The 14,793-nt window shown below is 73.7% G+C and carries 8 protein-coding genes; 6 read left to right on the top strand and 2 right to left on the bottom strand.

Annotation, left to right across the window (positions count from 1 at the left end; all coding sequences use genetic code 11):
- The first annotated feature begins 36 nt into the window (after positions 1-36).
- Positions 37-1,161, top strand: coding sequence for a GuaB3 family IMP dehydrogenase-related protein (locus DEJ46_RS15290; RefSeq protein WP_150266931.1), 1,125 nt, complete (start codon positions 37-39; stop codon positions 1,159-1,161).
- Between the two features lie 64 nt (positions 1,162-1,225).
- On the opposite strand, the gene DEJ46_RS15285 is transcribed toward DEJ46_RS15290, so the two are convergent.
- Both DEJ46_RS15285 and DEJ46_RS15280 read right to left on the bottom strand, forming a co-directional pair.
- Positions 1,226-1,720, bottom strand: a complete 495-nt coding sequence (locus DEJ46_RS15285; RefSeq protein ID WP_150266929.1) for a hypothetical protein — start codon at positions 1,718-1,720, stop codon at positions 1,226-1,228.
- Between the two features lie 111 nt (positions 1,721-1,831).
- Positions 1,832-3,073: a nucleotide sugar dehydrogenase gene (locus tag DEJ46_RS15280; RefSeq protein WP_150266927.1), complete on the bottom strand. Its 1,242-nt coding sequence runs from the start codon at positions 3,071-3,073 to the stop codon at positions 1,832-1,834.
- Between the two features lie 233 nt (positions 3,074-3,306).
- On the opposite strand from DEJ46_RS15280, the gene DEJ46_RS15275 reads away from it, so the two are divergent.
- The 5 genes from DEJ46_RS15275 to DEJ46_RS15255 all read left to right on the top strand — a co-directional run bounded on the left by DEJ46_RS15275 (position 3,307) and on the right by DEJ46_RS15255 (position 14,775).
- Positions 3,307-5,013, top strand: a complete 1,707-nt coding sequence (locus tag DEJ46_RS15275; RefSeq protein ID WP_150266925.1) for a glycerol-3-phosphate dehydrogenase/oxidase — start codon at positions 3,307-3,309, stop codon at positions 5,011-5,013.
- A gap of 205 nt (positions 5,014-5,218) precedes the next feature.
- Positions 5,219-7,699 carry a serine/threonine-protein kinase gene (locus tag DEJ46_RS15270; RefSeq protein WP_150266923.1) on the top strand — a complete coding sequence of 827 codons (2,481 nt, stop codon included), beginning with the start codon at positions 5,219-5,221 and terminating at the stop codon, positions 7,697-7,699.
- Between the two features lie 148 nt (positions 7,700-7,847).
- Positions 7,848-11,066 carry a protein kinase gene (locus DEJ46_RS15265; protein WP_150266921.1) on the top strand — a complete coding sequence of 1,073 codons (3,219 nt, stop codon included), beginning with the start codon at positions 7,848-7,850 and terminating at the stop codon, positions 11,064-11,066.
- Positions 11,067-11,201: 135 nt separating this feature from the next.
- Positions 11,202-12,959: a serine/threonine-protein kinase gene (locus DEJ46_RS15260; protein ID WP_150266919.1), complete on the top strand. Its 1,758-nt coding sequence runs from the start codon at positions 11,202-11,204 to the stop codon at positions 12,957-12,959.
- Positions 12,960-13,110: 151 nt separating this feature from the next.
- Positions 13,111-14,775 carry a succinic semialdehyde dehydrogenase gene (locus DEJ46_RS15255; protein WP_223834639.1) on the top strand — a complete coding sequence of 555 codons (1,665 nt, stop codon included), beginning with the start codon at positions 13,111-13,113 and terminating at the stop codon, positions 14,773-14,775.
- Positions 14,776-14,793: the final 18 nt, after the last annotated feature.

Below are 14,793 nucleotides of genomic sequence, written 5' to 3'. Positions count from 1 at the left end.
TGGTAGGCGCAGACGTAGAGGGAAAGGCCACACATCGTGACTGAGATCGAGATCGGGCGCGGCAAGCGCGGCCGCAGGGCGTACGCGTTCGACGACATCGCCGTCGTCCCGAGCCGGCGCACCCGGGACCCGAAGGAGGTCTCGATCGCCTGGCAGATCGACGCCTACCGCTTCGAGCTGCCGTTCCTGGCCGCTCCCATGGACTCGGTCGTGTCGCCGCAGACCGCCATCCGCATCGGCGAGCTGGGCGGCCTCGGCGTCCTGAACCTCGAGGGTCTCTGGACCCGGTACGAGGACCCGCAGCCGCTGCTCGACGAGATCGCGGAGCTGGACGAGGCCACCGCGACCCGCCGTCTGCAGGAGATCTACTCCGCCCCCATCAAGGAGGAGCTGATCGGGCAGCGCATCAAGGAGGTGCGTGACTCCGGTGTCGTGACCGCCGCCGCGCTCTCCCCGCAGCGCACCGCGCAGTTCTCCAAGGCCGTCGTCGACGCCGGCGTGGACATCTTCGTCATCCGCGGCACGACGGTCTCCGCCGAGCATGTCTCGGGCGCGTCCGAGCCGCTGAACCTGAAGCAGTTCATCTACGAGCTCGACGTCCCGGTCATCGTCGGCGGCTGCGCCACGTACACCGCGGCCCTGCACCTGATGCGCACCGGCGCGGCGGGTGTCCTCGTCGGCTTCGGCGGCGGCGCGGCGCACACCACGCGCAACGTGCTGGGCATCCAGGTCCCGATGGCGACCGCGGTCGCCGACGTGGCCGCGGCCCGCCGCGACTACATGGACGAGTCCGGCGGCCGGTACGTGCACGTCATCGCCGACGGCGGTGTCGGCTGGTCCGGCGACCTGCCGAAGGCGATCGCCTGCGGCGCCGACGCCGTCATGATGGGCTCCCCGCTGGCCCGCGCCACGGACGCGCCCGGCAAGGGCCACCACTGGGGCATGGAGGCCGTCCACGAGGACGTGCCGCGCGGCAAGCTGGTCGACCTGGGCATCGTCGGCACCACCGAGGAGATCCTCGCGGGCCCGTCGCACATCCCGGACGGCTCGATGAACTTCTTCGGCGCCCTGCGCCGGGCGATGGCCACGACGGGCTACACGGAGCTCAAGGAGTTCCAGCGCGTCGAGGTCACGGTCGCGGACGCCCAGCACAAGCGCTGACCCGCCGTACGCACAAGGAGGGGCCCCGCACCGGGTGGTGCGGGGCCCCTTCGCGCTGTCTCCGTCAGGAGGAGGCCTTGCGGGCGCCGGTGAAGGCGGCGAAGGCGGCGAGGCCGAGGAAGAGGAACGTCATGGCGTCCTTGCCCTCGCTCCAGGCCTGCGTCAGCACACCGAACTCCTCCAGGACGACGTCCGTGGCAGAGACGTTCAGCTGCTTCGCGACCAGGATCGCGATGCCGAGGAGCTGGCCGAGGTAGACGGCACCGACGGAGAGCGCCGCGCTGACGACGGGCAGGACGGGGTTGCGGCCGCCGACCTTGCCGGCGGCGAGGCCGGTGACGAAGCCGACGCCGATGGCGGCCCAGCCGATCTCCCGCTCGACGCCGCCGATCACGGCGCCGTAGATCCCACCCGCGACGAGCGCCGCGACCAGGGCGGCCACCAGTCCGAGCCCGACGTTGTCACGGGCGGGCGCGGGCGGCGGTGCCATCGGGTACGGCTCGGGTGCGCCGCCGTTGGCGAACGGGTTGCCGGACGGCGGCGGAACGGGCTGGCTCATGCTGTGGATACCCCCAGGGACGTGGACGCACGGATGTGCGAACAGGAGGTCCCGGAGGTTAGCAGCCCGCTGTGACGGTGCCCCAGGGGTTTCGCGTGAGGTGCTCGTGGGTCAGAGGCGGTGGGCCGCGCCGCCGGGGGTGGCGCCGCGGGTGTCGAGGAGGAGCTGGGCCTTCACCGAGAGGCCCTGGAGGTCGTACGTGCGGTGGTGCTGGAGCAGTACCGTCAGGTCCGCGTGGGCGGCGGCCTCGTAGAGGGAGTCCGCGCGGGGGACGGGGAGTTCGCGGACGCGCCAGTCGGGGACGTGGGGGTCGTGGTAGCTGACGGCCGCGCCCAGGTCCATGAGGCGGCGGGCGATCTCGTCGGCGGGGGAGCCCTGACGGTCCGGGAGATCGGGCTTGTACGTGATGCCGAGCAGCAGGATCCGGGCGCCGCGGGCCGATTTGCCGTGCTCGTTGAGGAGGGTGGCGGCGCGCTGGACGACGTACTGGGGCATGCGTTCGTTGACCTGGCCGGCGAGTTCGACGAGGCGGAGCGGGCGGTGGGTGCCGATGGTGTCGACGGGGGCGCCGTGGCCGCCGACACCGGGGCCGGGGCGGAAGGCCTGGAAGCCGAAGGGCTTGGTCTCGGCGCAGCGGATGACGTCCCAGAGGTCGACGCCGAGTTCGTGGCAGAGGACCGCCATCTCGTTGACGAGGGCGATGTTGACGTGCCGGAAGTTGGTCTCCAGGAGCTTGACCGTCTCGGCTTCGCGCGGGCCACGCGCGCGTACCACCTTGTCGGTGAGCCGGCCGTAGAAGGCGGCGGCGGACTCCGTGCAGGCCGGGGTGAGGCCGCCGATGACCTTGGGGGTGCCGGCGAAGCCGTGGGTGCGGTTGCCGGGGTCGAGGCGGCCGGGGGAGTACGCGAGGTGGAAGTCGCGGCCGGCGCGGAGCCCCGAGCCCGCTTCGAGGACCTCGCGGAGGAGGCCCTCCGTGGTGCCCGGGGGGACGGGGGACTCCAGGAGGACGGTGGTGTGCGGGCGGAGCCGGGTGGCGAGGGCGCGGGCGGCTTCGGTGACGGCGGTGAGGTCGAGGGTGCGGTCGGGGCCGAGGGGGGTCGGCGTGCAGAGGACGGCGGTGCGGACGCGGCCGAGTTCGGCGGTGTTCGTGGTGGGCCGGAAGCCGCCCGCGAGCATCCGGCGGATCTCCGGCGCGGTGAGCGAGCCGTCGACCGGGGACCGGCCGGCGGCGAGTTCGGCGACGGGGCGTGGGTCGGTGTCGTAGCCGATGGTGTTGACACCTGCGGCGGTGGCGGCCTGGGCGAGCGGGAGTCCGTGGTGGCCGAGGCCGATGACGGCGAGATCAGCGGGCATGGGGGGTGGGCCGTCCTTCCCTGTAGCCGGAGGGGACGCGAGGCGCAACCCCGGTGGACAGAACGGGGTGAACGCAATGTCAGACTAGGCGTAAATATGACCGATATGCGGCATTGTGGGGTCGAAGGTCGCCGAGTGTTATCCACAGGGTGGCGGCGAGGCGGTGGCTGAAGTCACCGGAGCGGGCCAGAATCGAAACCGGGACGGCTCGGGGACGACGGGAGGCGGCAGTGGTGAGGACAGCGACACTGGGACCGGCCGAGCGCACCGAGGCGCTCAGGGCCATGGCGGAGCGCGAGTTGGACGTACTGGTCGTCGGCGCCGGAGTGGTCGGCGCGGGTACCGCCCTCGACGCCGTCACGAGAGGACTCTCCACCGGCATCGTCGAGGCCCGTGACTGGGCCTCCGGCACGTCGAGCAGGTCCAGCAAGCTCATCCACGGCGGACTGCGCTACCTGGAGATGCTGGACTTCGCGCTGGTGCGGGAGGCCCTCAAGGAGCGCGGCCTGCTCCTGGAGCGGCTCGCACCCCACCTGGTGAAGCCGGTCCCCTTCCTCTACCCGCTCCAGCACAAGGGCTGGGAGCGGTTCTACGCGGGCTCGGGCGTCGCGCTGTACGACGCGATGTCCCTCTCCTCCGGCCACGGCCGCGGCCTGCCCGCGCACCGCCACCTCTCCCGGCGCAACGCCCTGCGGGTCGCGCCCTGCCTCAAGAAGGACGCCCTGGTCGGCGCCCTCCAGTACTACGACGCCCAGATGGACGACGCCCGCTTCGTCACCACCCTCGTGCGCACGGCCGTCGCCTACGGCGCCAGGGCCGCCAGCCGGGCCCGCGTCGTCGGCTTCCTCCGCGAGGGCGAGCGGGTCGTCGGCGCGCGCGTCCAGGACGTCGAGTCCGGCGGCTCGTACGAGATCCGGGCCAAACAGATCGTCAACGCCACCGGGGTGTGGACGGACGACACCCAGGCCCTCATCGCCGAGCGCGGCCAGTTCCACGTCCGCGCCTCGAAGGGCATCCATCTGGTCGTGCCCAAGGACCGCATCCACTCGACCACCGGGCTCATCCTGCGCACCGAGAAGTCCGTGCTGTTCGTCATCCCCTGGGGACGGCACTGGATCGTCGGCACCACCGACACCGACTGGGACCTCGACAAGGCCCACCCGGCCGCGTCCAGCGCCGACATCGACTACCTCCTGGAGCATGTGAACACCGTGCTCGCGACCCCGCTCACCCGGGACGACGTCCAGGGCGTCTACGCGGGCCTGCGGCCCCTGCTCGCGGGCGAGTCCGACGCCACGAGCAAGCTCTCCCGCGAGCACACCGTCGCCCACCCGGTCCCCGGCCTCGTCGTGGTGGCCGGCGGCAAGTACACGACGTACCGGGTCATGGCCAAGGACGCCGTGGACGCGGCGGTCCACGGCCTCGACCAGCGGGTGGCCGCCTGCGTCACCGAGGACATCCCGCTCCTCGGCGCCGAGGGCTACCGCGCCCTGTGGAACGCCCGCGCGAGAACGGCCGCCAGGACCGGGCTGCACGTCGTCCGGGTCGAGCATCTGCTCAACCGGTACGGCTCCCTGACGGAGCAGATCCTCGACCTGATCGCCGAGGACCCCGGGCTCGGGCAACCGCTCGCCGCGGCCGACGACTACCTGCGCGCCGAGATCGTGTACGCCGCCTCGCACGAGGGCGCGCGTCACCTCGACGATGTCCTCACCCGGCGGACCAGGATCTCCATCGAGACCTTCGACCGGGGGACGCTCAGCGCGCGCGAGTGCGCGGAGCTGATGGCGCCCGTCCTCGGCTGGGACGCCCGCCAGATCGACAAGGAGGTCGAGCACTACGAGAAGCGGGTCGAGGCCGAACGCGAGTCGCAGCGGCAGCCCGACGACCTCACGGCGGACGCCGCACGGCTCGGGGCGCCCGACATCGTGCCGATCTGACGGGCTGTTTTCGGCCAGACGTCCGTGTCGTCCGAAATCCGATGGGAACCTGGGGGGTGCCTACGGGCGTCGTCATCCCGGAGTACGGACCCGGGGGCGGCGCCCGTCCCGAGGTGAGGGACAATGGCCTCTCTTCCAGGGCGGGTTACCGCATCGCACGGGAAGCGGCATTCGCGGCGGAGATCAGGGATCGCAGAGGGGACGCATGTCGGAGGCGGAGCAGTCGCGGGACAAGGCGAGGGACCCCCGGCGGGACGCCGCCGCGGGGGCCGCGACCGACGGCGACCGAGGGGCGGTCCCGGCCGCACGCGAGGCGGAGCGGGACCGGCGCGTCGTGAAGGACGCGCAGGTCACGGACGTTTCGGCGGGCGCGGACGAGGTGAAGCGCGCGGACGGCGAGAAGCGTGCGGACGACGCGGAGGGCACGAAGGGCTCGCAGGACGCAGCCGCGGCCGAGGGCTCGCGCGGCGCCGAGGGTGCTGACGCCCCGAAGGATGACGCGGTGTCCGGCGACTCCTCCGCCGGCTCCTCGTCCTCCTCCTCCGTCGGCTCCGTGGGCGAGCCCTCCGGAGTGACGGGCCGGCTGCGGGGCACCGAGCCGTCGACCGGCAGGGCCGGCTTCGGCGCCGGGGACGGCGACGGCGAGAGCGGCCGCGCCGCGCGCGGGAGCGGCTCCGGGGGTTCGGCCACCGGCAGGGCGTCCGGCGGCTTCGGCGACCGGCTGCGCAAGGACCCCGTGGCCGAGGGCAGGCTGCTCGCCGGCCGCTACCGGCTCGGCGTGGTCCTCGGCCGCGGCGGCATGGGCACCGTGTGGCGCGCGGTCGACGAGACCCTGGGCCGCACCGTCGCCGTCAAGGAGCTCCGCTTCCCCACGAGCATCGACGACGACGAGAAGCGACGCCTCATCACCCGGACGCTGCGCGAGGCCAAGGCCATCGCCCGGATCCGTAACAACGGCGCCGTGACCGTGTACGACGTCGTCGACGAGGACGACCGTCCGTGGATCGTCATGGAGCTCATCGAAGGCAAGTCCCTCGCCGACGCCGTGCGCGAGGACGGCACGCTCACGCCCCGCCGCGCCGCCGAGGTCGGCCTCGCCATCCTCGACGTCCTGCGCTCCGCGCACCGCGAGGGCATCCTCCACCGTGACGTGAAGCCGTCGAACGTCCTGATCGCCGACGACGGCCGGGTCGTCCTGACCGACTTCGGCATCGCCCAGGTCGAGGGCGACCCCTCGATCACCTCCACCGGCATGCTCGTCGGCGCCCCCTCCTACATCTCGCCGGAGCGCGCCCGCGGCCACAAGCCCGGACCGGCCGCCGACCTGTGGTCGCTGGGCGGACTGATCTACGCGGCGGTCGAGGGCAGCCCGCCGTACGACAAGGGCTCCGCCATCGCCACCCTCACGGCGGTGATGACCGAGCCGGTCGACCCGCCGAAGAACGCGGGACCCGAGCTGGAGCAGGTCATCTACGGCCTGCTCGCCAAGGACCCGGCCCAGCGCCTCGACGACGCCCGGGCGCGCGTCCTGCTGCGGGCCGTCCTCGACGCGCCCGAGGCGGCGCCCGTGGTCTCGCCCGAGGTCACCACGGTCGTACCGCTGCCGCCGCACCCCGACCGGGCTCCCGCGGAGCCGGCCGCAGGCCGGACCGGGGCGCCCGAGGCGGCCGTCGCCGCCGACCGCGTGCGGGGCGCGCTGAAGTCCGTGCGCAACGCGGCGGCCTCGGCGAAGGCCGAGCCGAAGGCGAAGCCGTCGCGGCCGAAGCCGGCCGAGCCCTTGCAGGGTGGTGGCAGGCAGGCTCCGGCCCGCGCGCCGCTGACCGACGTCGTCCCGCGCCGCACGCTGGTGATCATCGCCGCGGTCGCCGTCCTCGCCCTGCTCGGCACGATCCTGACGGTCTCGCTCAGCGGCGGCGACGACAAGGACAAGCAGAGCCAGGGGACCGGCGGCACGACGGCCTCGGCCGGCGCGTCCGGCGGCGACCCTGATGGCTCCGGTGGATCCGAGGGCTCCGGCGGCGAGGGGCAGACGCCGGGCGGCCCCGGCCAGCAGGGCGGAGCGCAGCCCGGAGGCTCCGGGTCCAACGGATCGACGGGCGACACCGGCACGACGGGCACGACCACCGGGACGACCACGGGCACGACGGTCGGGACCACGGTCGGCACGACGACCGGGCAGGGCGGTACCAAGCCGTCCGGCAAGCCCAGCGGCGGCACCGGCGCGCAGCTGCCCGCCGGCTACACCCTCGTCACCAACGCGAAGCTCCACTTCTCCATGGCGATGCCCGCCACCTTCAAGCCCCGCTCGATACCGGGATACGACCTCGGCGCCATATTCAACGAGAGCGGCGGTTTCCCGCGCGTCCAGGTCGACTTCAACGACAGCCCGAAGGACAACGCCCAGAGCGCCTGGGAGCTGGCCAAGGCCGGCGTGGCCGTCACCAGCCAGGACTACGACCACATCGGCATCAGGTCGGTCTCCTACAAGGGGTACCCGACCGTCGCCGACTGGGAGTTCACGCGTACGCAGAAGGGCATGACCGTGCGTGTGCTCAACCGCGGCTTCAAGGTGGACGACGCCCACGGCTACTCCATCATGATCACCTGCAAGGCGGACGAGTGGGACGCCGCCGAGTGCCGGACGCTGCGGGAGACGGCGTTCGCCACGTTCAGCCCCAAGGACTGACCGGCGCCACGTATCGTGAGAGTTCGCGGACCGTACGCAGTCGACAACTGCCGCTAACTGCACGGTGCCGGACCGGAATTGACGGACTCGTGTGATCCGACGGATTCGCGGGTCCACGGGGGACAGCGTGCGCGCGTGGGGAGGCGTCGTGGACGACTACGCGGGAAGGGTGCTGGCGGACCGCTACCGCCTGCCGCTGCCGCCGACCGGCGCGGACGCGGGCCTGGGCCCGGACGCGTACGACTTCGCCGAGACGCGCGCCTTCGACACGTACAGCGGGCAGGAGGTCCTGGTCCGCCAGGTGCCCCTGCCGGAGTTCGTCGACGCCGAGGTGCTCGACGGCGCGGACGGCTCCGCGCAGCCCTACGGGAGCGCCGGGCGGGCGACCCGCCGGCCCGCCGAGCCCGTCGTGCGCCGGGCGATCGAAGCGGCCCAGGCCGCCGCGCAGATTCCCGACCACCCCCTCCTCGACCAGGTCTTCGACGTCTTCGCGGAGGCCGGTTCCCTGTGGATAGTGAGCGAGGTCGTGGCGGCCAGGCCGCTGTCCGCACTCCTCGCCGAGCAGCCCCTGAACCCGTACCGGGCGGCCGAGATCGGCGCCGACGTCCTCACCGCCCTGCGCGCCCTCCACGCCCACGGCTGGGTCCACCGGAACATCACCGCCAGGACCGTGCTCGTCTGCGACGACGGGCGGGTGGTCCTCACGGGCCTCGCCGTGGGCGCCGCGGAAGAGGCCCTGTGCGGCTACGCGCCCGTGCCGGAGCCGGCCGACGACGAGCGGGAGTTCGGGGCGAGGTTCGGGGCCGGGACGGGATCCGGGACGGGGACCGGTTTCGCGTCCCGGGAGTTCGAGCCCGACTTCCCGCTCGCACCCGAGCCCGAGTTCGCCGAGGTGTACAGCTCCGACCTGTACGAGGCCGAGGTCTACGAGGAGACGGAGACCGAGAGCGAGGGCGAGGAGGAGCTCGGGGAGGAGCCCGGGGACGAGTTCGAGGACGCCGAGGAGGTCGAGGAGGTCGCGTACGGGACGGACTCGGACGAGGAGCTGCTCGGGGAGGCCGCCGACGAGTACGGCTCCGAGGGTTACGGCCCTGGGGAGTACGCCTCCGAAGGTTACGGCTCCGAGCAGTCCGGCTCCGACTCCTACCGCTCCGGCCGGTACCGCAGGTCCGGCCCGTACCCCTCCGACGCGTACGGGGCCGACGACCAAGGCGCCGGTGCCTACGAGTCCGAGCCCGAGGACGGGACCGACGGGCCCGGAGCCGACGCGTACGGGCGGGAGTCCTACGGGGCCGACCCGTACGGCGCGGGGGCCAGGTCCGCGCCCGGGCCCCGCACCGGCGCGGAGCCCCCGGCGATCGCCCCGCCGCCCACCGCCGACGTCCGGGCCGCACGGGCCGGGGCCATCGCCGCGTACCGCGCGGGGGCGCGCGCCGCGGCGCGGCTCGGAGAGTCCGGGGCGCTCCCCGTCCAGCGCCCCGCGCCGGCCGAGCCGCCCACGCCGCCGGGCCGGGCGGCCGTACCGGCCCCCACGCCCCCTCCGCCGCCGCCCCCGGCCCCGGTGCCCGCTTCCGGCGCGCCCGAGCCGCAGTGGTGGTCGCAGGCGGCGGACGACGAGGACGACGACGAGGACGACGACGACACGAGCGGCGGCCCGGCCTACGGCGGCCCGCCGGCCGGTCCTCCGCCGCGCGTGCACCTCGCCGGCAACTGGAGCGACGGTCCTCATGCGGCGCGCGACGGCTCCGGACCGGTCCCCGCCGGCGGTTCGGGCACCGGCCGCGGTCCCGTGCTGCCCGGCTCGGGCCGCCCGGCGCTGCCCGCCGGGTACACGGCCGCGACCCCCGACCCCGCCCGCCTCCCCGTCGCCGCCGGCACGGCGGGTACCGGGGGGCGCGTCGCCGTACCGGCCCAGGTCCACCGGGGCCCCACCACGCGCCTCGACGCCGAGCGGGCCCGCCAGACCCGGATCGCCGTCGTCGGCGCGGTCACCGAGCGCTGGGCGCCCGAGCAGGCCGGCCCCGTGCACGAGAACTGGCGGCTCGCCCCGCCCATCGGCCCCGCCACCGACCTGTGGGCGCTCGGCGCGCTCCTCTACCGGGCCGTCCAGGGCCACGCCCCCTACCCGGAGGACAGCGCCGCCGAGCTCGTCCAGCTGGTCTGCGCCGAACCGCCCGCCTTCGCCGAGGAGTGCGGGCCGCTGCGCCCGGTCGTGGAGTCCCTGCTGCGCCAGGACCCCACCGAACGACCCGACTTCGAGGAGCTGCGCGGCTGGCTGCGCTCCCTCGTGCGGTCGGCTCCGGAGCCGGAGGTCGGCCTCGGAGCCGTACCGCTGCCGTCCTTCGACGAGAAGCGGCTGCCGATCGTGCGCCGCCGCGGCGAGCTGGTGCGCCGCCGCCGCAAGGGAGCGGGCGCGGGGGCGGGCCGCCACCGCCACAAGCGCGGCAAGGACCCCCGCCCCGCGCCGCCCGTGCCGGCCCCTCACGAGGCCCTCCACGAGGCCGGGCCCGAGGCCGCCCACCGGGGCGGATACGCCGACACCCGGGCGGAGTTCCAGGAGGAGATCCCGCAGCGCGCGTCCCGGGCCCCCCGCGCACCCCGGGCCCCGCGCGCCCTCGGCCGTACCCTGCTGCTCCTCGTCCTGCTCCTGCTCGGCGGCGGTGTGGCGTACGCGGTCCTCTTCCTGCCGGGCGAGGGCGAGGAGTCCGGCGCGTCCCCCCGTACGACCGCGTCCGCGAACGGCCCGTCCACGAAAACGGACCGGCCCGCCGACCCGTCGGACGAGCCGTCAGGGGGACCGTCCACCGAGCCGTCCGCCGAACCCTCCGACAAGCCTTCCGACAAGCCTTCCGGGACACCGTCGGGGAAGCCGTCCACCACCCCGCCCGCGGCCGATCCGTCCGCGCCCGCACCCGCCGACGGGTACACCCTGCGCCAGGACCCCGAGGGCTTCCGGATCGCGGTCCCGAACGGCTGGCGGCGCAGCCCGATCAACGACGCCGGGCAAGTGCGCTACACCAGCGGCGACTTCACGATGATCGTCGTCCCCGGCCGTGACAGCGTCGGTGACAACGGTTCGGACCCGCTGGAGTACCAGAACTCCAAGGAGCGCGAGCTGGAACCCGTGCGGGCGACGAGCTGGGGGGTCGTGGAGGAGGCGCGCCGGGTCACCATCGGCACGACGGTGACGGCCACGGGGAGTTACACCTGGCCGGACAGCACGGGCCGCATGGTGTTCGTCCGCAACCTCGCCGTGATCGCCGGCGGCAGGTACCACGTCGTCCAGGTCATCGGCCCGAAGAACGAGCGGGCCGAGGTCTCCGAGATCTTCGACGAGGCCACGAAGGCGTTCCGTCCGGGCCGCTGAGCGGGGCGGAGAAGGTGGGGGTGCCCGGAATGCCCATCGGCCCCCGGTCACAGTGCTGTTCCTATGACGGCCCCGAGGTTACGCAGTCCGTGCCCCCCTCCGTAACCTGGCATCCGAAGGAACGGGCGGGGGCAAGTGGAACATTCTCAGAGCACAGGGGCGGGCCTTTTGCTCGCGGGCCGTTACCGGCTCGGCGAGTGCATCGGTCGCGGCGGTATGGGCAAGGTCTGGCGCGCCCACGACGAGGTCCTTCACCGCGTGGTCGCGGTGAAGGAGCTGACAGCGGGTCGGTTCGTCGCGGAGGCCGACCGGCTCGTGCTGCACGCGCGGACGCAGAAGGAGGCGCGGGCCGCCGCGCGGATCACCCACCCCGGTGTGGTCACCGTCCATGACGTCCTGGAGCACGACAGCCGTCCGTGGATCGTCATGCAGTACGTCGACGGGCCCTCGCTCGCCGACGCCGCCAAGGAGTCGGGGGCGATCGAGCCGCGAGAGGCGGCCAGGGTCGGGCTGCACGTCCTCGGCGCGCTGCGGGCCGCGCACGCGGCCGGTGTGCTGCACCGGGACGTCAAGCCGGGCAACGTCCTGCTGGCGCGGGACGGGCGCGTGCTCATCACCGACTTCGGGATCGCGGCGATCGAGGGCGACTCGACGATCACGCGTACCGGGGAGATCGTCGGCTCCATCGACTACCTGGCGCCCGAGCGGGTACGGGGCGGGGACCCCGGTCCCGCCTCCGACCTCTGGTCCCTCGGGGCCACGCTGTACACGGCGGTGGAGGGCACCTCGCCGTTCCGCCGGACCTCCCCGATCAGCACGATGCAGGCCGTGGTGACGGAGGAGCCGCCGTACCCGGAGAAGGCGGGGCCGCTCGCGCCCGTCATCGTGGCGCTGCTGCGCAAGGAGCCGGAGCACCGGCCGCGCGCGGACGAGGCCGAGCGGATGCTGCTCGACGCGATGGAGGGACGGACGCCGCAGACGGCGCAGGCGTATGTGCCGACCCAGCGCGTGGCGCGGGAGGACCTGGACCCGGCGGCCGGAGTGCTCGGTCCCGGCCTCGACCTGGTGGAGCTGAGCGAGGAGGAGGACGGCGGAGCCGGTACGCGGGACGCCACGGGTCCGACGGACGGCTCGCGCGCTTCCGGACGGGTCCGTACCGCTGAGTGGCCCCACCCGCCCCAGGGGTCCGGGTCCGGGTCCGGCCCGCACCGCCCCGCCGCTTCCCCTCCGACCGTGGTGCCGGCCGCTTCCACCCCGGCCCCCTCGTCCTCGTCCCCGGGCCGGGGCCGCTGGCGCACCGTGGTCCTCGCGGCCCTGGTCGCCGGTCTCGTCGCGGGCGGCGCCGTCTTCGCGGCCATGAACGACAAGACGGGCGACCCGCACGCCGACCGCGGTCGGATCACGGCCACCGCCCCCTCCACCCAGGCCAAGGAGGCCGTCGTTCCGGAGGGCTGGCACCGCGTCGACGACCCGGCGGGCTTCAGCCTCCTCGTACCGGACGGCTGGAAGCGGCAGAAGGAGGGCGACCAGATCGACTACACCCCGGACAACGGCAACCACCGGATCCGGATCAGCATCGACAAGAAGCCCGACTTCGAGAATCCGTACATGCACGCCCTCGACCTGGAGCGCGTCCTGGCGAAGCGGATGAACTACAAACGGATCAAGCTCGGCCAGGTCACCTACCGCGACCAGGTCCGCTCCTGCCAGTGGGAGTTCAGCTGGACCGAGAGGAAGGACTTCCCCGGGCCGCGGCGCGCGATCGACCTCATGTACTACGAGGACGACGGCACGGAGTACGCCGTGTACATGTCCTCGCCGGCGTCGAGCTGGGAGACCACCCGCGAGCAGTTCGACATCGTGCTCCAGCACTGGCGGCCGCCCGGCGCGTGAACCGGAAAGAATCTCCGCGCCCGGCCTCCGGCAGTCGTAAGCCCCTGATCAGGGCTTATATGCCAGTGATCACTGGCGTGATGTGTGCACCCGGTGAAAACGCATTACCGACGGGTACCCAAAGGGCGGAACGCCGCCTACGCTCGCCCTCATGACGGACTCGCAGGCCCCCGCCGCCCTCTCGGTTCCCGAAGTCCCCGCCGCGAAGGGCGGAGCGTCCGTGCCCGCCGGCGCGACCAACCCGGTCGCGCCCGCGCCCGCCCGCGCGCGGACCGCCGCCGAGGTCGTGACGCCCGAGGTGGTCGCCCGCCTCACCCGGGGCGTCGTCGGATCCGGCCGGACCGCCAACCACACCCCCTTCACCGGGGAGCGGCTGGCGGAGCTGCCCGAGTCCACCCCCGAGGACGTCGCCGAGGCCTTCACGCGCGCGCGTGCCGCCCAGACCGCGTGGGCCGCCACCCCGGTCAAGGCCCGCGCCGCCGTCCTCCTTCGCTTCCACGACCTCGTCCTCCAGCGTCAGTCCGAGGTCCTCGACCTCATCCAGCTGGAGACGGGCAAGGCGCGCCTGCACGCCCACGAGGAGGTCCAGGCGGTGTGCGTCGCCGCCCGCCACTACGGCCGCAAGGCCGCCTCGTACCTGCGCGCCAAGCGCCACACCGGAGTCGTACCGACCCTCACCAAGGTCACCGAACTGCGCCAGCCGCGCGGGGTCGTCGGGCAGATCGCGCCCTGGAACTACCCGCTGGAGCTCTCCGTCGGCGACGCGCTCCCCGCCTTCGTCTCGGGCAACGCGGTCGTCATGAAGCCCGACACGGAGACCGCGCTCACCGCGCTCTGGGCCCGCGACCTGCTGATCGAGGCCGGGCTGCCCGCCGAGGTCTTCCAGGTCGTCCTGGGCGAGGGCCCGGTCGTCGGACCCGAGGTCGTCAAGCACGCCGACTACGTCTCCTTCACCGGCTCCACCCGCACCGGCCGCGAGGTCGCCCAGGGCGCCGCCGCCCGGCTCGTCGGCGTCTCCCTCGAACTCGGCGGCAAGAACGCGATGCTCGTCCTGAAGGACGCCGACATCGAGAAGGCCGCCGCCGGAGCCGTCCGCGCCTGCTTCTCCTCCGCCGGACAGCTCTGCATCTCCATCGAGCGGCTGTACGTCCACGAGTCCGTCGCCGACGCCTTCCTCGACCGCTTCGCCGCCCGCACCAAGGCCATGCGCCTCGGCAGCTCCCTCGCGTACGGGGCGGACATGGGCTCCCTCGTCGGCGACCGGCAGCTGGAGACGGTCACGAAGCACGTCGACGAGGCCGTCGCCAAGGGCGCCAGGCTCGTCGCCGGCGGCGTCGCCCGCCCCGACATCGGCCCCCTCTTCTACGAGCCGACCATCCTCGACGGCGTCGAGGCCCCGATGGCCGTCTGCTCCGAGGAGACCTTCGGCCCGGTCGTCTCCGTCTACCGCTTCACGGACGAGGACGAGGTGATCGAGCTCGCCAACGCCACGCCGTACGGCCTCAACTCCTCGGTGTGGACCCAGGACTCGCGCCGCGGCCACGCCGTCGCGTCCCGGCTGCGCACCGGCACCGTCAACATCAACGAGGGGTACGCGCCGGCCTACGGCAGCGTGCAGTCCCCGATGGGCGGCATGAAGGACTCCGGTCTCGGCCGCCGCCACGGCTCGGAGGGCATCCTCAAGTACACCGAGGCCCAGACCGTCGCCCAGCAGCGGCTGATGCCGCTCGCGCCCTCCTTCGGCATGGACGACGAGAAGTACGCCGCGGTGATGAGCCTGTCCCTCAAGGCGATGAAGACCCTGCGCCTGCGCTGACCACGCGCCGCCCGACCC

The sequence above is a fragment of the Streptomyces venezuelae genome (assembly GCF_008642375.1).
Taxonomy (GTDB): domain Bacteria; phylum Actinomycetota; class Actinomycetes; order Streptomycetales; family Streptomycetaceae; genus Streptomyces; species Streptomyces venezuelae_G.
Note: the sequence above shows the minus strand (reverse complement) of the source record. Positions and strands in the feature narration are given on the sequence as shown.

Coding starts and splice junctions, on each gene's coding strand:
- DEJ46_RS15255 (WP_223834639.1), top strand. CDS start 13,111: ATGACGGACTCGCAGGCCCCCGCCGCCCTCTCGGTTCCCGAAGTCCCC.
- DEJ46_RS15280 (WP_150266927.1), bottom strand. CDS start 3,073: ATGCCCGCTGATCTCGCCGTCATCGGCCTCGGCCACCACGGACTCCCG.
- DEJ46_RS15285 (WP_150266929.1), bottom strand. CDS start 1,720: ATGAGCCAGCCCGTTCCGCCGCCGTCCGGCAACCCGTTCGCCAACGGC.
- DEJ46_RS15270 (WP_150266923.1), top strand. CDS start 5,219: ATGTCGGAGGCGGAGCAGTCGCGGGACAAGGCGAGGGACCCCCGGCGG.